This window comes from Burkholderia sp. MSMB1835, assembly GCF_001526365.1.
Lineage (GTDB): Bacteria > Pseudomonadota > Gammaproteobacteria > Burkholderiales > Burkholderiaceae > Burkholderia.
The window spans coordinates 258,243-277,733 of record NZ_LOYP01000001.1 but is presented as its reverse complement, the minus strand read 5'-3'; the positions used below and the strand labels follow the sequence as shown (position 1 = coordinate 277,733).

At 66.9% G+C, this 19,491-nt stretch carries 17 protein-coding genes; 13 read left to right on the top strand and 4 right to left on the bottom strand.

Going from position 1 to position 19,491, the window contains the following annotated elements; genetic code table 11:
* Positions 1-360: 360 nt before the first annotated feature.
* Complete coding sequence (locus WS96_RS01250) at positions 361-1,626, bottom strand: SGNH/GDSL hydrolase family protein (protein WP_059830025.1); 1,266 nt, start codon at positions 1,624-1,626, stop codon at positions 361-363.
* Between the two features lie 201 nt (positions 1,627-1,827).
* Here WS96_RS01250 and paaA point away from each other — a divergent pair, with 201 nt between their 5' ends.
* The 8 genes from paaA to WS96_RS01210 all read left to right on the top strand — a co-directional run bounded on the left by paaA (position 1,828) and on the right by WS96_RS01210 (position 8,085).
* Positions 1,828-2,826, top strand: a complete 999-nt coding sequence (gene paaA, locus WS96_RS01245; protein ID WP_059830023.1) for a 1,2-phenylacetyl-CoA epoxidase subunit PaaA — start codon at positions 1,828-1,830, stop codon at positions 2,824-2,826.
* 36 nt (positions 2,827-2,862) lie between these two features.
* The gene (paaB, locus tag WS96_RS33455) at positions 2,863-3,147 is read left to right on the top strand and encodes a 1,2-phenylacetyl-CoA epoxidase subunit PaaB (protein WP_034188015.1); all 285 of its coding nucleotides are present in this window, start codon (positions 2,863-2,865) and stop codon (positions 3,145-3,147) included.
* Between the two features lie 10 nt (positions 3,148-3,157).
* The gene (gene paaC / locus WS96_RS01235; protein WP_059830021.1) at positions 3,158-3,961 is read left to right on the top strand and encodes a 1,2-phenylacetyl-CoA epoxidase subunit PaaC; all 804 of its coding nucleotides are present in this window, start codon (positions 3,158-3,160) and stop codon (positions 3,959-3,961) included.
* A gap of 25 nt (positions 3,962-3,986) precedes the next feature.
* Positions 3,987-4,541, top strand: a complete 555-nt coding sequence (gene paaD / locus WS96_RS01230) for a 1,2-phenylacetyl-CoA epoxidase subunit PaaD (protein ID WP_059830019.1) — start codon at positions 3,987-3,989, stop codon at positions 4,539-4,541.
* Positions 4,542-4,543: 2 nt separating this feature from the next.
* A complete protein-coding gene (gene paaE / locus WS96_RS01225; protein WP_034209525.1) occupies positions 4,544-5,632 on the top strand; it encodes a 1,2-phenylacetyl-CoA epoxidase subunit PaaE in 1,089 nt (362 codons plus the stop codon).
* A gap of 128 nt (positions 5,633-5,760) precedes the next feature.
* A complete protein-coding gene (locus WS96_RS01220; RefSeq protein ID WP_059830017.1) occupies positions 5,761-6,582 on the top strand; it encodes a DUF1835 domain-containing protein in 822 nt (273 codons plus the stop codon).
* A 16-nt stretch (positions 6,583-6,598) separates the two neighbouring features.
* Positions 6,599-7,204, top strand: a complete 606-nt coding sequence (locus WS96_RS01215; RefSeq protein WP_006482923.1) for a TetR/AcrR family transcriptional regulator — start codon at positions 6,599-6,601, stop codon at positions 7,202-7,204.
* 233 nt (positions 7,205-7,437) lie between these two features.
* Positions 7,438-8,085, top strand: coding sequence for a GNAT family N-acetyltransferase (locus WS96_RS01210; protein WP_034209527.1), 648 nt, complete (start codon positions 7,438-7,440; stop codon positions 8,083-8,085).
* A 57-nt stretch (positions 8,086-8,142) separates the two neighbouring features.
* Here WS96_RS01210 and WS96_RS01205 read toward each other — a convergent pair whose 3' ends face one another.
* Positions 8,143-8,667: an Lrp/AsnC family transcriptional regulator gene (locus WS96_RS01205; protein WP_059500083.1), complete on the bottom strand. Its 525-nt coding sequence runs from the start codon at positions 8,665-8,667 to the stop codon at positions 8,143-8,145.
* Positions 8,668-8,881: 214 nt separating this feature from the next.
* Between WS96_RS01205 and hppD the strand changes: the two genes are divergently transcribed.
* Complete coding sequence (hppD, locus tag WS96_RS01200; protein ID WP_059780351.1) at positions 8,882-9,979, top strand: 4-hydroxyphenylpyruvate dioxygenase; 1,098 nt, start codon at positions 8,882-8,884, stop codon at positions 9,977-9,979.
* Between the two features lie 133 nt (positions 9,980-10,112).
* Here hppD and WS96_RS01195 read toward each other — a convergent pair whose 3' ends face one another.
* Positions 10,113-10,307 carry a hypothetical protein gene (locus WS96_RS01195; protein WP_034209530.1) on the bottom strand — a complete coding sequence of 65 codons (195 nt, stop codon included), beginning with the start codon at positions 10,305-10,307 and terminating at the stop codon, positions 10,113-10,115.
* 329 nt (positions 10,308-10,636) lie between these two features.
* Between WS96_RS01195 and WS96_RS01190 the strand changes: the two genes are divergently transcribed.
* Complete coding sequence (locus WS96_RS01190) at positions 10,637-14,227, top strand: indolepyruvate ferredoxin oxidoreductase family protein (RefSeq protein WP_059830015.1); 3,591 nt, start codon at positions 10,637-10,639, stop codon at positions 14,225-14,227.
* A gap of 148 nt (positions 14,228-14,375) precedes the next feature.
* Here WS96_RS01190 and WS96_RS01185 read toward each other — a convergent pair whose 3' ends face one another.
* The gene (locus WS96_RS01185; RefSeq protein ID WP_059830013.1) at positions 14,376-16,646 is read right to left on the bottom strand and encodes an NADP-dependent malic enzyme; all 2,271 of its coding nucleotides are present in this window, start codon (positions 16,644-16,646) and stop codon (positions 14,376-14,378) included.
* Between the two features lie 459 nt (positions 16,647-17,105).
* On the opposite strand from WS96_RS01185, the gene WS96_RS01180 reads away from it, so the two are divergent.
* The 3 genes from WS96_RS01180 to WS96_RS01170 all read left to right on the top strand — a co-directional run bounded on the left by WS96_RS01180 (position 17,106) and on the right by WS96_RS01170 (position 19,416).
* A complete protein-coding gene (locus tag WS96_RS01180; protein ID WP_011546659.1) occupies positions 17,106-17,792 on the top strand; it encodes an orotate phosphoribosyltransferase in 687 nt (228 codons plus the stop codon).
* Positions 17,793-18,032: 240 nt separating this feature from the next.
* Positions 18,033-18,629, top strand: coding sequence for a YbhB/YbcL family Raf kinase inhibitor-like protein (locus tag WS96_RS01175; protein ID WP_059830011.1), 597 nt, complete (start codon positions 18,033-18,035; stop codon positions 18,627-18,629).
* Between the two features lie 214 nt (positions 18,630-18,843).
* Positions 18,844-19,416, top strand: coding sequence for a flavodoxin family protein (locus WS96_RS01170; RefSeq protein WP_027783284.1), 573 nt, complete (start codon positions 18,844-18,846; stop codon positions 19,414-19,416).
* Positions 19,417-19,491 lie beyond the last annotated feature (75 nt).

Genomic DNA, 19,491 nt, shown 5'->3' with positions numbered 1-19,491 from the left:
CGGCAGCGCTGCGTTTTCAGCAGCAGAGAAGCGAGATTATGAATCGTGTTTCGCAGCTCGTCAACAACTTTCTGCACGACATCGTTGCGACTGCGGGGCCATCTTCCTGTGCCGTCGGGCTCGTTACTTCCGAACCTCAACAGCACCACTTCCCTTCCTCCCGCGCCGTGTTTCCGTTGGCGCGAAAGAGGCGTGATTCTATGCATCCGCCCCCGTCCACGCAAGCCTTTTGTGAAGAAAGTTTGAAAAAGCCTCCGTGCGCTACCGCGCACGGAGGCTAGGGTGCGACGCACGATGTCGCGCTATCGGCTCGCAGGCCGTCGGCAATCTTTCTCTCTATATATAGAAGCCAGAAGCGCGTCACTTGCCGCCCGCCGCAGCCCGCAGTTGTTCGATCGGCACCGCGTCGGCCATCGCCGCGTAGCCCGCATCGCTCGGATGGATACCGTCGCCGCTATCGTATCGGCGCGGCAGCACGCTCGGGCGCGCCGGATCGCGCAGCACCGCGTCGAAATCCACCACGCCGTCGAACCCGCCGCCGCTGCGGATCCACCGGTTCACCTCGAGCCGAATCGCTTCGCGTCCGGCCGGCAACGCCGCCGGCGTGAGCGTCGCGCCGAAGACCTTCACGCCCTGTCGGTGCGCCGCCTCGATCAGCCGGCGATAGCCGTCGATCAACGACGCGGCCGTCACCTGCGTATGCGGGTGATCGCAGTCGAGCCCCGCGCGCGGCGGCATCGCCGCGAAGTTGATGTCGTTGATCCCGATCAGCACGATCGCCGCCTTCACGCCCGAGCGTGACAGCGCGTCACGCTCGAACCGCGACGCCAGCGATGTGCCGTAGCACGCGGAATCGCTGAGCAACCGGTTCCCGCTGATGCCGAGATTCACGACGCCGATCGAATCGGCGCCCGACGCCATCAGCCGGCGCGCGAGCGCGTCGGGCCAGCGACGGTTCCGGTTCACGCTGGAGCGCAGCCCATCGGTGATGGAGTCGCCGATCGCGGCGACGCTGGCATGCGCGGAACCGACTTCGACGGCCAGCTCGGTCACCCACGCATATTGAGTAAAACGGGTGCGAAACGCGGCGGCGGCCGGATCGCTCACATGATCGCCGGGCCCAGACACATAGTTGAACTGGTTCGACACGCGATGCCAGACCGTCATCCTCTGGTTGGGCCCCATCCGGAGATCGATCGCATACGGCTGCGCGGCCGTCACGTCGATCGTCACCGGATCGCTTTCGAGCTCCTGACCCGGCGCGAGCGTCACCGACGCCTTGCCGCCGAACCGCACCGGCGCCGCCGCGCCGCCGGCCAGTGCCGCCCCTTCGCCGGCGCGCGCAAGGCTCGCGGCCTCGACGACCAGCGGCGCACGACCGTATGCGTTGCTCACGCGAATCCGCGCGGCCCGCCCCGACACGGTCGGGTAGACGATCTGGCGCACGGTCCGCCCGGCCACGTCCGGGGCGCGGTAGAGCGGCGGCGGGGAGGCGAGATCGGGAATCGGCTGCAGCGCGGTTGCCCACGCGGCGACCCAACCGGCCGGCGCGGCCGACGCCGCAAGCGGCGACACGAAAACGGCCGCGCCCAGCGCTACCGCGGCGAAACTGCTTCGAAATGACATCGGCAAAATCCTCATCGGAAAGCGGGCATTGTGCCGCAGAAGACCCGAGGCTCACTTGCGAGGCCGCACTCGCGGCGCCTGATCTCAACCCAATTCCCCTCGTTTACCCGAGTCTCGCTGCAAATCCTCAAGAAATTTATTAACCGACCGGTCGGTTGGTTTATACTTCGCAACACATTCAACCGGACGAGAGCTTTCGCCATGTACACGCAATCCCTCGACATCCCCGGCAACGTCGCGCCGCTCGACGCCGCAGCCGAGTCGCCCGAGCAGGCGCGGTTCGATGCGGTGATGGCCGCGGACGGCAAGATCGAACCGCAGGACTGGATGCCCGACGCGTATCGCAAGACGCTGGTACGCCAGATCTCGCAGCACGCGCATTCGGAAGTCGTCGGCATGCTGCCGGAAGGCAACTGGATCTCGCGCGCGCCGAGCCTGAAGCGCAAGGCGATCCTGCTCGCGAAGGTGCAGGACGAAGCCGGCCACGGCCTCTATCTTTACAGCGCGGCCGAAACGCTCGGCGTATCGCGCGATGCGCTGATCGACGCACTGCACGCCGGCAAGGCGAAATACTCGAGCATCTTCAACTATCCGACGCCGACCTGGGCCGACGTCGGCGTGATCGGCTGGCTGGTCGACGGCGCCGCGATCATGAACCAGATCCCGCTGTGCCGCTGCACGTACGGCCCGTACGCGCGCGCGATGATCCGCGTGTGCAAGGAAGAGTCGTTTCACCAGCGCCAGGGTTTCGATGCGCTGCTGTCCATGATGAAGGGCAGCGACGCGCAGCGCGCGATGGTCCAGCAGGCCGTCGACCGCTGGTGGTGGCCGGTGCTGATGATGTTCGGCCCGAGCGACGCCGATTCGGTCCACAGCAGCCAGTCCGCGAAATGGGGCATCAAGCGGATCTCGAACGACGATCTGCGGCAGAAATTCGTCGACGCGACGGTCGACCAGGCGAAGGTGCTCGGCGTGACGCTGCCCGACCCCGACCTGAAATGGAACGAGGCGCGCGGCCACCACGACTACGGCACGATCGACTGGGACGAATTCTGGCGCGTGGTCAACGGCGACGGCCCGTGCAACAAGGAGCGCCTCGCGACTCGCGTGAAAGCACACGAGGACGGCGCCTGGGTGCGCGAAGCCGCGCTCGCGCACGAAGCGAAGCGCCGCGCCCGCGCCGAACAGCACGCCGCCTGAGCGGCACCCCTCGAATTCAGGAATCAGGAGAAAGCGATGAACAAGGAATGGCCGATCTGGGAAGTGTTCGTGCGCAGCAAGCAGGGCCTCGACCACAAGCATTGCGGCAGCCTGCACGCCGCCGACGCGACGATGGCGCTGCGCATGGCGCGCGACGTCTACACGCGTCGCCAGGAAGGCGTGAGCATCTGGGTGGTGCCGTCGTCGGCGATCACCGCGTCGGATCCGAACGAAAAGGCCGAACTGTTCGAGCCGGCGGGCGACAAGATCTACCGTCACCCGACGTTCTATACGCTGCCCGACGAAGTCAACCACATGTAACGCGCGCGCCATGACGATCACGCCCGAACACCTCTCCTACGTGCTGCGCCTCGCGGACAACGCGCTGATCCTCGGTCAGCGCAACGCCGAATGGTGCGGCCACGGCCCGATCCTCGAGGAAGACATCGCGCTCACCAACATGAGCCTCGACCTCATCGGCCAGGCGCGCATGCTGTATACGCACGCGGCCGAACTCGAGCGCCAGCTCACCGGCGCGACGAAGACCGAGGACGACTACGCGTACTTCCGCGCCGAGCGCGAGTTCGCGAATTTCACGCTCGCCGAGTTGCCGCACTACGGCCCGGTGTCCGGCACCGCGCACGCCGACAAGGACTACGCGGTGACGATCGCGCGCAACTTCCTGTACGCGGCGCTGATGCTGCACGTATGGAGCGCGCTGGAAACGTCGACCGACACGCAACTGGCCGCGATCGCCGCGAAATCGGTGAAGGAAACCCGCTATCACGTCCAGCATGCGCGCGAATGGCTCGTGCGCCTCGGCGACGGCACCGACGAATCGCACCGCCGCGCGCAGGCCGCGCTCGACTACCTGATGCCGTACACGCGCGAATGCTTCGCCGCCGATGCGATCGACGACGCGATCGCCGCCGCGGGCATCGGCCCGGCACCGGCCGCGATCGAGGCCGCGTGGCGCGCGGACGTGGACGACGCGCTCGCGGAGGCCACGCTGACGCTGCCGGCGCCGGTGAAGCATGTGACGACCGGCAAGCGGGGCGAGCACTCGGAACACATGGGCTATCTGCTCGCGGAAATGCAGAGCCTCGCGCGCCAGCACCCCGGCGCGAGCTGGTAACCGGCCCACGCCACGGAGCCCGACGATGTCCGCCCAGACCGCTGCCCCCGCCCCCGCCGCGCACAGCGACGATCCGCTGCTCGCCCGTGCGTGGGACGTGCTGGAAGCCGTGCCCGACCCGGAGATCCCGGTCGTGTCGATCCGCGAGCTCGGCATCCTGCGCGACGTCCGCCGCGCCGACGACGGCCGGCTCGAAGTCGTGATCACGCCGACCTACTCGGGCTGCCCGGCGATGTCGCAGATCGCCGAGGACATCGCCGCCGCGCTGCAGGCCGCCGATCTGCCGCCGCACCGGATCGAGACGGTGCTCGCGCCCGCATGGACGACCGACTGGATCACGCAGGAAGCGCGCGACAAGCTGCGCGCGTACGGCATCGCGCCGCCGGTCGGCCAGTGCGGCAGCGCCGCGCCGCGGGAGAACGTCGTGCGCTTCGTGCCGCGGCCGGTCGCGGCGCCCGCCTGTCCGCGCTGCGGCTCCGTGCGCACCGAGCGTCTCGCGCAATTCGCGTCCACGGCCTGCAAGGCGCTGTATCGCTGCGTGGACTGCCGCGAACCCTTCGACTACTTCAAACCCTACTGAATATGGCGACCCCGCAATTTCATCCGCTGCGTATCCGCGACGTGCGGCCCGAGACCGCCGACGCCGTGACCGTCTCGTTCGACGTGCCGCCCGAGCTGCGCGACGCGTACCGCTTCACGCAGGGCCAGTTCGTCACGCTGAAGACCCACATCGACGGCGAAGAGACGCGCCGCTCGTATTCGATCTGCGTCGGCACGACGGACTACGACCGTGACGGCGAACTGCGCATCGGCATCAAGCGCGTGCGCGGCGGCCGCTTCTCGAACTTCGCGTTCGACACGCTGAAGCCCGGCCACACGATCGACGTGATGACGCCGGACGGCCGCTTCTTCACGCACCTGAACGCCGACCACGGCAAGCAGTACGTCGCGTTTTCCGGCGGCTCGGGGATCACGCCGGTGCTCGCGATCGTGAAAACGACGCTCGAACTCGAGCCGCGCAGCACGTTCACGCTGATCTACGGCAACCGCAGCGTCGACGCGATCATGTTCGCGGAGGAGCTCGAGGACCTGAAGAACCGCTACATGAACCGCTTCGTCCTCTATCACGTGCTGTCCGACGACCTGCAGGACGTCGAGCTGTTCAACGGCGTGCTCGATCAGGCGAAGTGCGCGGAGTTCCTCGCGACGCTGACGCCGGCCGACGCGATCGACGAGGCGTTCATCTGCGGCCCGGCGCCGATGATGGACGCCGCCGAAGCCGCGCTGAAGGCGGCCGGCGTGCCGCAGGCGAAGGTGCACGTCGAGCGCTTCGGCACACCGCTGCCGCAGGCCGGCGCACCGGTCGTCGAGATCACCGACCAGACGCCGGCCGCCGACCTCGAAATCGTGCTCGACGGCAAGAAACGCAAGCTGCGTTTGCCGTACGAAGGCGTGAGCCTGCTCGACGTGGGCCTGCGCGCCGGCCTCGCGCTGCCGTACGCGTGCAAGGGCGGCGTGTGCTGCACGTGCCGCGCGAAGGTGGTCGAAGGCGAAGTGCGGATGGAGAAGAACTACACGCTCGAGGACCACGAAGTGAAGGACGGCTTCGTGCTCACGTGCCAGTGCCACCCGATCAGCGACAAGGTCGTCGTGAGCTTCGACGAACGTTGAGCGGCATCGCGTCGCGGCGCCCGACGGTTTCTCGCCGTCACACATCTCGCTTACACTAGGGGCCGCCAGCCGGGCGGACGTTGCGACGTCCGCCCGGCTGGCGGTTTTCTTTTGTTGACGACAGGCCGATGAGTACCATTCATGTGATTCAGGGCGGCACCGCCGCCGCGTCGCTGCGCGAGGCCCTCGCGCAAGCCGGACGCGACGAGCGCGTCGTCGGTTTGCTCGACGATCTCGGCGTCGGGCCGCTGAAGGGCGCCGACGAGACGCCCGACACGCGCGCCGCCTTCTGGCAACACGTGCTCGGCGACCAGATTCCCGACTGGAACGCGGAAATCGAAGGCGAATTCGCACGCCTCGGCCAGCTCGCGACGGAGACCGGCCAGGTCGTCGTGTGGCACGCGCCGAGCGTCGGCGACAAGCTGCTGCTGCGCCGCGTCGCCTATCACCTGCGCAACGTGCCGCAGCGCCTGAACGAGGTGCGGCTGTCGGCCGCCGATCTCGACGCCGCGCAGCGCGCGTCGCTGTCGCGCACCGACCAGGCATGCGCGACCGGGATGTTCTCGCCCGCGGAACTGGCGCGCAAGCGGCCGGCGGCCGCGCCGGTCTCGGTCCTGCGCATCGGCCGCCTCGCGCTGGAATGGCAGGAAGCGAAGCACCTGAACGCCGAACTGCGCTATTGGGTCAGCAACACGATCAAGAGCGGCCACTACGCCGATCTCGACGCACTGATCGTCGCGCGCGCGGAAACCGACTGGCAGCCCGCGCGGCGCCTCGTCGGCAGCATCATGGCCGCCGCCGACCGCGGCGGGCTGTTCGTCAGCGACTCGATCGCCTGGTGGCGTTGCCGCGAGCTGGCGGTCGCCGGACGGCTCGAACTGCAGGACGACGCGCCCGACGCCCTCTCTTCCACGCAGGTGCGCGCAGTCCGCGCCGCGTCGCACCGCTAATCTTCCGTATTCGACCATGGCCCGAACCCGAGCGCCCGACCACGAATCCCAGCGCGAGCAGATCCTCGACCTGGCCGCCGAGAAATTCGCGCAGACAAGCTACCCGAGCACGTCGATGTCCGATCTCGCGACCGCGAGCGGCACGTCGAAGGCGCGGCTCTATCACTATTACGAGAGCAAGGAAGCGATCCTGTTCGATCTGCTCGACCGCTACACGAAACGGCTGATGCTGATCATCGCCGAGGTCGAGGGCGCGAGCCAGCGGCGCGGCCTCAGCGAGCGCGACGCGTTCGCCGAACTCGTACGCGCGTTCCTCGCCGAATACGAGACGTCGCACAGCCGCCACGTCGCGCTGCTCAACGACGTGAAGTATCTCGAGGACGCGCAGCGCGAAATCGTGCTCGACCGCCAGCGCGACATCGTCGCGGCATTCACGCGGCAGCTCGCGCGCGCGTACCCGGACCGCATCTCGAAGGAAAACCAGACCTCGGTGACGATGATGGTGTTCGGGATGATCAACTGGACCTTCACGTGGCTGAAGCCGGGCGGGCGCCTCGGCTATCGCGACTTCGCCGAACAGGTGATCGACCTGATCGAGCGCGGGCTGTCGACAGCCGCCTGATTGCCGCGTAGCAGCATGCGTTGCGTGGCGGGCACAGTGCGGCCGCCCGTCGCGCATTTCATATGATGAATTTTATATCCGTTAAAAATCAAACAGATAGAGAATGAACTAAGCGGATTTAGAATTCCCCCTCGGCATAAACACTGTCAAATACGGGTTTTCCCCAACCCCGCTCGGGTAAAATGCTGTTGCATTGCACAACCCGTTTGTGCGCCCACACTGAGGAACCCACGATGAACACGCAATTCAACGGCCGTGCCGATGCTGTCGGCAAGGTCGGTACTGCGCCGGTTCTCGTCAGGGAACTGGCTTCCAAAGACCGTGAGCACATGCTCACCCACTTTCTCTCGCTCGACGAAGAGGACCGCCTGCTGCGCTTCGGCCAGATGGTGCCCGACCACGTGATCGAGAACTATGTCCGCACGATCGACTTCGGTCGCGATACCGTGTTCGGCGTGTTCGACCACGACCTCGAACTGATCGGCGTCGGCCATCTGGCCTATCTGCCGGCCGAGGGCGACACGCGCACGGCGGAATTCGGCGTGTCGGTGCTCGAAAGCGCGCGCGGCCGCGGCGTCGGCTCGAAGCTGTTCGAGCGCGCGGCGATCCGCAGCCGCAACACGCACGTGACGATGCTGTACATGCACTGCCTGTCGCGTAACGCGACGATGATGCACATCGCGAAGAAGTCCGGGATGCGGATCGAGTACGCGTACGGCGAAGCCGATGCGTACCTGTCGCTGCCGCCGGCCGACCACTCGACGATCATCGCCGAGATGCTGCAGGAGCAGGCCGCGGTGTTCGACTACGCGATGAAGCGCCAGGCGCGCCGCACGACGAAGTTCATCGAATCGCTGATGCCCGCCGCACTCACGGCCTGACGTCGACCAGCCGGGCCGCGCCTGCGGCGCGCCCGGCGCTCTCCCTTCCCCGCCGCGCTAGCGCACCGAACGAATCGGCAACGCCGTCGTTTCCTTGAAGCAATCGAGCGAAAAGCTCGTTTTCACGTCGATCACCGACGGATGATGCAGCAGATGCTCCTGCACGAAGCGGGAGAAATGCGCCATGTCCTCGACCTGCACGCGCAGCAGGTAATCCATGTCGCCCGTCATCGCATGGCACGCGACCACTTCCGGCCAGGCCTGCACGGCCGCGCGAAACAGTTCCGCGTGGGTCGCGCCCGCGCGCGCCGACGTCTCGTCGGCCCGCATCGGCGCGAGGCCGCCGCGCTTTTCGAGCCGCACGCTCACGTAGGCCAGCAGGTCGAGCCCGAGCTTCTGCGGATTCAACAGCGCGACGTAGCCCGTGATCACGCCGATTTCCTCGAGCCGCCGGATTCGCCGCAGGCACGGGCTCGGCGACAGGTTCACGCGTTCGGCGATCTCCTGGTTCGACAGGCGCCCGTTCTCCTGAAGAATCGCGAGAATTCGCCGATCGATGGCATCCAATTCGGCCTGCGCCATCTTCTGCCCTCCGATGAGTATTTTGAGACTGGAAATTGCGCCATCGTAGGCCCGGGCGATTAAGTTCGCAAGTTTCCGCTCGCAGCCGCCCGCTACACTCTGTCGCATGCTTCGACTCGCCGCGCACGCGCGCTGCCGGCGCGGCCGTCGACATCGAACCACGCCGGGCACGCGCACGCCGCCCCGGCCGATCGCCCCGCACAGGAGACACGACATGCAGATCCCCACCTGGGACAACCCCGTCGGCACCGACGGCTTCGAATTCATCGAATACACGGCACCGGACCCGAAAGCACTCGGACAACTGTTCGAACGGATGGGTTTCACCGCGATCGCGCGCCATCGCCACAAGGACGTGACGGTGTACCGCCAGGGCGATATCAATTTCATCATCAACGCCGAACCCGATTCGTTCGCGCAACGCTTCGCGCGGCTGCACGGCCCGTCGATCTGCGCGATCGCGTTCCGCGTGCAGGACGCCGCCAAGGCGTACCAGCGCGCGCTGGAGCTCGGCGCATGGGGCTTCGACAACAAGACGGGCCCGATGGAGCTGAACATCCCCGCGATCAAGGGCATCGGCGACTCGTTGATCTACTTCGTCGATCGCTGGCGCGGCAAGAACGGCGCACAACCGGGCGCGATCGGCGACATCAGCATCTACGACGTCGACTTCGAACCGATTCCCGGCGCGAACCCGAACCCGGTCGGCCACGGCCTCACCTACATCGACCATCTGACGCACAACGTGCATCGCGGCCGCATGCAGGAATGGGCGGAGTTCTACGAACGCCTGTTCAACTTCCGCGAAGTGCGCTATTTCGACATCGAAGGCAAGGTGACGGGCGTGAAGTCGAAGGCGATGACGTCGCCGTGCGGCAAGATCCGCATCCCGATCAACGAGGAAGGCTCGGATACGGCCGGCCAGATCCAGGAATATCTCGACGCGTATCACGGCGAAGGCATCCAGCACATCGCGCTCGGCGCGAGCGACATCTACCGGGCGGTCGACGGGCTGCGCAGCAAGGAAGTGAAGCTGCTCGACACGATCGACACGTATTACGAGCTGGTCGACCGCCGCGTGCCGAACCACGGCGAATCGCTGGACGAGCTGAAGAAGCGCAAGATCCTGATCGACGGTGCGCGCGACGACCTGCTGCTGCAGATCTTCACCGAAAACCAGATCGGGCCGATCTTCTTCGAAATCATCCAGCGCAAGGGCAACCAGGGCTTCGGCGAAGGCAACTTCAAGGCGCTGTTCGAATCGATCGAACTCGACCAGATCCGCCGCGGCGTCGTGCAGGACAAGGCCTGACGCTGCCGCCGCGCGGCGGCAGCCCCAGGCAACGGGTGGCCGCGCGATCCGGCGGCACAAAGAAAAAGGGCGGGAACCCTGGGATTCCCGCCCTTTTTGCATTCCGGCGCAGCCCGCGGGCCGCGCGATCGCATCAACGCACGTTCGCCTTCGACTCGGCGGCACGTTCGGCCGACGGCTGGGCTGCGGTGTCCTGGGCCGGCACGATCTGACGCATCTGCGCGCCGGCTGCCGCCAATGCGCTCGCGCCGCGCGCGTGCACCGGGCCGGTCATCGCGAAAAACGCGGCGGACACGATCAGGAAACTCTGGATATGACGTGTGTTCATTGCACCTCCTGTAAAACTGCCGGCGCCTCCCCGACTGAGTCGGAACGAACCGACGCGGCCGGGCACCTCCGGCAGGCCGACAAGATTAACGGCATTTGCCGGCAGATCAACGCGGCTTTACATGCTTTTACATGATGTAACGCATCATCCCGCCCTGTTTTGCGGTGCGCCGCCCTCATTTCCCCGCGTTGCGACCGATGGGCGGCGGGTTTGCCCCAGTGCTACCATCCGTTGAAACCGGCGAACATGCCGGCCACTGCTGACGCGTCCAAAAGATGCCGACGCAACCGAAGTTTTGGTGATCCCAGACCGGGTGGAGGAGACAGTTAATGAATGCCCCGCTAGACGCAGACCAACGCGCGTCGCTAGAAGCCGCGCTGAAGTCCGTCACGCTTGACGACAAATACACGCTGGAACGCGGCCGCGCGTACATGAGCGGCATCCAGGCCCTCGTGCGCCTGCCGATGCTCCAGCAGGAACGCGACCGCGCCGCCGGCCTCAATACGGCCGGCTTCATCTCCGGCTACCGCGGCTCGCCGCTCGGCGGCCTCGATCTGTCGCTCTGGAAAGCCAAGCAGCATCTGGCCGCCCACCAGATCGTCTTCCAGCCCGGGCTCAACGAAGATCTCGCCGCCACCGCCGTGTGGGGCTCGCAGCAGGTGAACCTGTACCCCGGCGCGAAATACGACGGCGTGTTCGGCATGTGGTACGGCAAGGGCCCGGGCGTCGACCGCACCGGCGACGTGTTCAAGCACGCGAATTCGGCCGGCTCGTCGCAGCACGGCGGCGTGCTGGTGCTCGCCGGCGACGATCACGCGGCGAAATCGTCGACGCTCGCGCATCAATCCGAACACATCTTCAAGGCCTGCGGGCTGCCGGTGCTGTTTCCGTCCAACGTGCAGGAATATCTCGATTTCGGCCTGCACGGCTGGGCGATGAGCCGTTATTCGGGCCTGTGGGTCGCGCTCAAGTGCGTGACGGACGTGGTCGAATCGTCGGCGTCGGTCGACATCGACCCGCATCGCACCGAGATCGTGCTGCCGACCGATTTCATCCTGCCGGAAGGCGGACTGAACATCCGCTGGCCCGATCCGCCGCTCGTGCAGGAAGCGCGGCTGCTCGACTACAAGTGGTACGCGGCGCTCGCGTACGTGCGCGCGAACAAGCTCGACCGGATCGAGATCGACTCGCCGCATGCGCGCTTCGGGATCATGACCGGCGGCAAGGCGTACCTCGACGTGCGCCAGGCGCTGATCGACCTCGGCCTCGACGACGAAACCTGCGCGCGGATCGGCATCCGGCTCTACAAGGTCGGCTGCGTGTGGCCGCTCGAAGCGCAGGGCGCGCAGGCGTTCGCGCGCGGGCTCGACGAAATCCTGGTCGTCGAGGAAAAGCGCCAGATCCTCGAATACGCGATCAAGGAAGAGCTGTACAACTGGCCCGACGCGCAACGCCCGCGCGTGTTCGGCAAGTTCGACGAGAAGGACGGCGCCGGCGGCGAATGGTCGGTGCCGATGGGCAACTGGCTGCTGCCCGCGCACTACGAGCTGTCGCCGGCGATCATCGCGAAGGCGATCGCGACGCGGCTCGAGAAGTTCGAATTGCCGTCCGACGTGCGCGCGCGCATCGCCGCGCGGCTCGCGGTGATCAACGCGAAGGAAATGGCGCTCGCGAAGCCGCACGTGCAGACCGAGCGCAAGCCGTGGTTCTGCTCGGGCTGCCCGCACAACACGTCGACCAACGTGCCGGAAGGCTCGCGCGCGATCGCCGGGATCGGCTGCCACTACATGACCGTGTGGATGGACCGCAGCACGAGCACCTTCAGCCAGATGGGCGGCGAAGGCGTGCCGTGGATCGGCCAGGCGCCGTTCACGGACGAAAAGCACGTGTTCGCGAACCTCGGCGACGGCACCTATTTCCATTCAGGCCTGCTCGCGGTGCGCGCGGCGATCTCGTCGAAGGCGAACATCACCTACAAGATCCTCTACAACGACGCGGTCGCGATGACGGGCGGCCAGCCGGTCGACGGCGTGCTGACGGTGCCGCAGATCACGCATCAGCTCGCGTCCGAAGGCGCGAAGAAGATCGTGATCGTCACCGACGAACCGGAGAAGTACGACAGCCAGAAGGCGCTGCTCGCGCCGGGCGTGACGATCCATCACCGCGACCGGCTCGACGACGTGCAGCGCGAGCTGCGCGAGATCGAAGGCACGACGATCCTGATCTACGACCAGACCTGCGCGACCGAGAAGCGCCGCCGTCGCAAACGCGGCACGTATCCGGACCCGGCCAAGCGCGTCGTGATCAACGAAGCGGTGTGCGAAGGCTGCGGCGACTGCTCGGTGCAGTCGAACTGCCTGTCGGTCGAACCGCTGGAAACCGAATTCGGCACGAAGCGCCAGATCAATCAGTCGAGCTGCAACAAGGACTTTTCGTGCGTGAAGGGCTTCTGCCCGAGCTTCGTCACGGTCGAGGGCGGCCAGTTGAAGAAGCCGAAGGCCGTGTCGGTCGACGGCAGCGCATTGCCGCCGATCCCCGAGCCGACGCTGCCGGACATCGAGCGCGCGTACGGCGTGCTGGTCACGGGCGTGGGCGGCACGGGCGTCGTCACGATCGGCGCGCTGCTCGGCATGGCCGCGCACCTGGAAAACAAGGGCGTGACCGTGCTCGACGTCACCGGCCTCGCGCAGAAAGGCGGCGCCGTGATGAGCCACGTGCAGATCTCGCACGCGCCGACCGACATCCACGCCACGCGGATCGCGATGGGCGAAGCCGATCTCGTGATCGGCTGCGACGCGATCGTCACGGCCGGCGACGAGTGCACGTCGCGGATGCGGCACGACGCGACGCGGGTCGTCGTCAACAGTGCGCAGACGCCGACCGCCGAGTTCATCAAGAACCCGAACTGGGCATTCCCCGGCGTGTCCGCCGAGAACGACATTCGCGCGGCGGCGGGTGACGCGGTCGACTTCATCGACGCGAACCGCTTCGCGGTCGCGCTGCTCGGCGACGCGATCTACACGAACCCGTTCGTGCTCGGTTACGCCTGGCAGAAGGGCTGGCTGCCGCTGACGCTCGCGTCGCTCGAACGCGCGATCGAGCTGAACGCGGTATCGGTCGAGAAGAACCGCGCGGCGTTCGACTGGGGCCGCCGCGCCGCGTACGACCTGGCCAGCGTGAAGCAGGCCGCGGCCGGCGACGCCCGCCCCGCGCAAGGCGCCACGGTGATCTCGCTGCACACGAAAAAGGCGGTCGACGCGCTGATCGCGAAGCGCGTGGCATTCCTCACCGCGTACCAGAACGCCGCGTACGCGTCGCGTTATGCGGCATTCGTCGACAAGGTGCGTGCCACCGAGCGCGCGCTGGCGGACGGCGACACCGTGCAGGAACCGCTGACCGAAGCGGTCGCGCGCAACCTGTTCAAGCTGATGGCGTACAAGGACGAATACGAGGTCGCGCGGCTGCAGTCCGATCCAGCGTTCCTCGCGTGCCTGACCGCGCAGTTCGAAGGCGACTGGAAGCTGAAATTCCACCTCGCGCCGCCGCTGTTCGCGAAGACGGATGCGCACGGCCATCTCGTGAAGAAGGCGTACGGCCCGTGGATGATGACGGCGTTCCGGCTGCTCGCGAAGGCGAAGTTCCTGCGCGGCACGGGGCTCGATCCGTTCGGCCGCACCGCGGAGCGCCGCACCGAGCGCGCGCTGATCGGCGAGTACGAAGCGCTGATCGGCGAGGTGCTGGCCAAGCTGAACGCGGCCAACCGCCCGCTCGCGCTCGAGCTCGCGGTGCTGCCGGACGGCATTCGAGGCTACGGTCACGTGAAGGAGAACAACCTGCGCGCGGTGCGCCAGAAGTGGCACACGCTGCTCGCGAAGTGGCGTTCGCCGGCAGGGGGCGAGTCGCACCAGCAGGTCGCGTAACGGTACGCGGCGGGCGACGCGTTCGCGGCCAGAACGACCCGCCCGCGCCGCCCTTTACGGTTCACCCGAAAAAAAACGCCACGGAACGCAGGTTCCGTGGCGTTTTTCATTGCGCCGCGCCTGACGCGCGGCACACGTGGGCGTGGACTTACTTCGTGTTCGCGTTCGCGGCGGCAACGGCCGTCATGTTGATGATCCGGCGCACGGTCGCGGCCGGCGTCAGGATGTGGACCGGCTTCGCCGCGCCGAGCAGGAACGGGCCGACCGTCACGCCTTCGCCGCCGACCATCTTCAGCAGGTTGTACGCGATGTTCGCCGCTTCGACGTTCGGCATGATCAGCAGGTTCGCTTCGCCCGACAGCGTCGTGCCCGGGAACGCCTGCTTGCGGATCATTTCCGACAGCGCCGCGTCGCCGTGCATTTCGCCGTCGACTTCGAGGTTCGGCGCACGTTCGACGATCAGCTTGCGGGCCTCGGCCATCCGGCGCGACGACGCCGACGGCGCGCTGCCGAAGTTCGAGTTCGACAGCAGCGCGGCCTTCGGCGCGATGCCGAAGCGCTCGATCTCGGCCGCGGCCTGGATCGTCATGTCGGCGAGCTGCTCGGCGCTCGGCTGCTCGTTCACGTACGTGTCGCACACGAACAGGTTGCGGCCCGGCAGCATCAGCAGGTTCATCGCGGCGAAGTGCTCGGCGCCCTTCGCACGGCCCAGCACCTGCTCGATGAACTTCAGGTGGCTGTGGAACGTGTCGATCATCCCGCAGATCATCCCGTCCGCATCGCCCAGGTGCACCAGCATCGCGCCGATCAGCGTGTTGAACTTGCGCATCGCGGCCTTCGCGACTTCCGGCGTCACGCCGTCGCGCGCGCCGATCTCCTGATACGCCTGCCAATAGCGGTGGTAGCGCGCATCGTCTTCCGGATCGACGATTTCGAAATCGGTGCCGGCCTTCAGCTTCGAACCGATCTTCGCGAGACGCATGTCGACGACCGACGGACGGCCGATGATGATCGGCTTCGCGATCTTCTCCAGCAGCACGAACTGCGCGGCACGCAGCACGCGCTCGTCCTCGCCCTCGGCGAACACGATGCGGGCTTCCTTCTGCTTCGCGGTCGCGAACACCGGGCGCATCACCATGCCGGTGCGGTAGACGGTCGCGCCGAGCTGCTCGCGGTAGGCGTCCATGTCCTGGATCGGGCGCGTGGCGACACCCGAATCCATCGCGGCCTGCGCGACGGCCGGCGCGATCTTGATGATCAGGCGCGGATCGAACGGCTTCGGAATCAGGTATTCCGGGCCGAATTCGAGCGAATGGCCTTCATACGCCTTCGCGACTTCCTCGCTCTGGTCGGTTTCCTCGGCCAGCTCGGCGATCGCGCGCACGCACGCGAGCTTCATTTCTTCGGTGATCGTCGTCGCGCCGACGTCGAGCGCGCCGCGGAAGATGAACGGGAAGCACAGCACGTTGTTGACCTGGTTCGGGTAGTCCGAACGGCCGGTCGCGACGATCGCGTCCGGGCGCACGGCCTTCGCGTCTTCCGGGCGGATTTCCGGTTCCGGGTTCGCGAGCGCCAGGATCAGCGGGCGATCGCCCATCGTCTTGACCATGTCCTGCTTCAGCACGCCCGCGCTCGAGCAGCCGAGGAACACGTCCGCGCCGACGATCGCGTCGGCGAGCGTGCGCGCGTCGGTGTTCGCCGCATAGCGCTGCTTCGACGGATCGAGGTTGCCGCGCCCTTCGTAGATCACGCCCTTCGAATCGGCGACGAGGATGTTCGACTTCGTGAGGCCGAGGTTCACCAGCAGGTCCAGACACGCGATCGCCGCGGCGCCCGCGCCCGAGCACACGAGCTTCACTTCCGACAGCTTCTTGCCGACGACCTTCAGGCCGTTCAGGATCGCGGCCGACGCGATGATCGCGGTGCCGTGCTGGTCGTCGTGGAAGACGGGGATCTTCATGCGCTCGCGCAGCTTCTGCTCGATGTAGAAGCATTCCGGCGCCTTGATGTCCTCGAGGTTGATGCCGCCGAGCGTCGGCTCGAGCATCGCGATCGCCTCGACGAGCTTGTCGGGGTCGGACTCCGAGAGTTCGATGTCGAACACGTCGATGCCCGCGAATTTCTTGAAGAGGCAGCCCTTGCCTTCCATCACCGGCTTCGCGGCGAGCGGGCCGATGTTGCCGAGACCGAGCACGGCTGTGCCGTTCGTGATGACGCCGACGAGGTTGCCGCGCGACGTGTACTTCTGCGCGTCGAGCGGATCGGCGTGGATCGCCTCGCACGCGGCGGCGACGCCCGGCGAATACGCGAGCGACAGATCGAGCTGGTTCGACAGCGGCTTGGTCGGGGTGACCGAAATCTTGCCGGGTTTCGGGTTCAGGTGATAAGCGAGAGCGGCCTGCTTCAGTTGTTCGTCCATGATTGACCTGCGAGAGACATGCGAAATTGTGACGATTCAGTACACAGCACCTTCGGCCGCGTCTGCTTGAATCGAGGGGATGGTCGACTGCGAGACGGCCCGCGACGCGCCGGATCGGCGCGCCATCGAACCTTGGCGGATGGCAAGAGGAAAGTACAAAGTACTGAACGATTTCCAAGGGTCGCCTAGTGTACACCCCCTAAATGACCTCTGTTGGTGCACCGCCGCATCCCCGGCATCAGCACCGGGACGGTCGCACCCCATTTGTTTCGCCGGTGGTGAGCGACATCGCGAACCCGCGCGAATTCCGCCGAAAACCGGCCTGAATCGGGTAAAATAGCCGGCTACGCGCGCAGCGATGCGATCGGTCCGCCGATCGCGCCCCGGCCCCCCGGGCGGGTTCCCTTGCTGCGCCACCGGGCCCGCGCCCGCTCCTCGCTCATCACCCAAGGAATGCCCATGACAGGCTACGATCGTCAGTCGATCTCGGATACGACCGCCAAAATCCTGCTCGAAGTGCAGGCGGTGCACTTCAATGCCGAAAAACCGTTCATCTTCACGTCCGGCTGGGCAAGCCCCGTCTACATCGACTGCCGCAAGCTGATCTCGTATCCGCGCGTGCGCCGTGCGCTGATGGAAATGGCGGAAACGACGATCACGCGCGACATCGGCTTCGAGCAGATCGACGCGGTGGCGGGCGGCGAGACGGCCGGCATCCCGTTCGCGGCCTGGATCGCGGACCGGATGATGGTGCCGATGCAGTACGTGCGCAAAAAGCCGAAGGGTTTCGGCCGCAATGCGCAGATCGAAGGCCATCTCGAGGAGGGCTCGCGCGTGCTGCTGGTGGAAGACCTGACGACCGACAGCCGCAGCAAGATCAACTTCGTCAACGCGCTGCGCACCGCCGGCGCGACGGTGAACCACTGCTTCGTGCTGTTCCACTACGACATCTTCAAGGAAAGCGTGTCGGTCCTGAAGGACATCGACGTCGACCTGCACGCGCTCGCCACGTGGTGGGACGTGCTGCGCGTCGCGAAGGCCTCGGGCTACTTCGAGACGAAGACGCTCGACGAAGTCGAGAAATTCCTGCACGCACCGGCCGAGTGGTCGGCCGCGCACGGCGGCGCGACGGCGCCGAAGGAATGACGCCACGCCGGCATGCGTGCCGGCGCACTGGCCGAGACAGCCGCCTGCTTCATCGCAGGCGGTTTTTTTTCGTCCGTCGGCCGGCGCGCTGACCGATCGCAATCGCGCTCGCCGGCGTGCGTCGCTCATCGAACCCTAATGCTAGACTTGATCCATCGCCGCCATCGGCGGCGCGGGCAACATACAACGCCAACAATGCCGGGAGCCTCGGCCCGGCCCACGTGACGGGAGAAGCGCCATATGCGTGTGGATCGCCGGATCACTCCGCCTGCGCCATCGGGTCGCCCGTCTCCGCTCCGCCTCCCCGCCCTCCTGTACGCCGCCGTTTTCGCGGTGCTGCCCGCGCATGCGGAAGGCCCGTTCACCGTGACGAGCGACGACCTGACGCCCGGCGCCCACGTGCGGGCCGCGAACGTGTTCGACCGCGGCGACTGCAAGGGCGCGAACCGCTCGCCGCAACTCGCGTGGCACAACCCGCCGCCCGGCACGCGCGGCTACGCGGTCACGATCTTCGATCCCGACGCGCCGGGGCACGGCTGGTGGCACTGGGCCGTCGCGGGCATCCCCGCGACCGTCACGAGCCTGCCGGCCGACGCGAGCGCATCCGGCTTCCTGCGCCGCATCGGCGCGAGCGAGGCGCGCAACGATTTCGGGATCGACGGCTACGGCGGCCCGTGCCCGCCGCCCGGCAAGCCGCATCGCTACGTGATCACCGTCTACGCGCTGAAAGGCACCGACCTGCGCATCTCGCAGGGCCGCCCCGCGCCGATGTTCGAACACGAGATCGGCACGCTCGCGATCGGCGCCGCGCAACTCACGGTCACTTACGGACAGTAGGCACTCGCGCGCCGCCGCCCGTTGCGCGGCACGATTGCCCGCGCCGGCGAATTTCAGTGCGCGGCGTGCGCGCTTTTTCCCGTCATTTCGGCTTGCTAGACTCGGCAGCACCGGTCGCGGCGCCCCGCCGCGCATCCGTCGCGCCGACCGAGTGCGGCGCGCGACGCGGCGAGCCTGCGCTCGGCCGCTCCCATCCCTTTCCGGAGAACGCTTCATGTCGAACATCGTCATCGTCTATCACAGCGGCTACGGTCACACACAGAAACTGGCCGAGGCCGTGCACGCGGGTGCGCAGGATGCCGGCGCCACCGCACGCCTCATCGCCGTCGGCGAGCTCGACGACGCGGGCTGGGCCGCGCTCGACGCGGCGGACGCGATCGTCTTCGGCGCGCCGACCTACATGGGCGGCCCGTCCGCGCAGTTCAAGCAGTTCGCCGATGCCACGTCGAAACCGTGGTTTACGCAGAAATGGAAGGACAAGATCGCCGCGGGTTTCACGAACTCGGCGACGATGAACGGCGACAAGTTCTCGACGATTCAGTATTTCGTCACGCTGGCGATGCAACATGGGATGGTGTGGGTCGGCACGGGCATGATGCCGGCCAACTCGAAGGCGGCCACGCGCAACGACATCAACTACGTCGGCGGCTTCACGGGCCTGCTCGCGCAGTCGCCGGCGGACGCGACGCCCGACGAGGGCCCGCTGCCCGGCGACCTCGACACCGCGAAAGCGTTCGGCCGGCGCGTCGCCGACGCGACGGCGCGCTGGGTGGCCGGCGGCCGCTGAGCGCGCCCGGGCGCCGCCGCCGTTCGCGCGGCGACGCGGCGCGGGCCGCGTCGAAGGGACACAAGACGGCCTGCA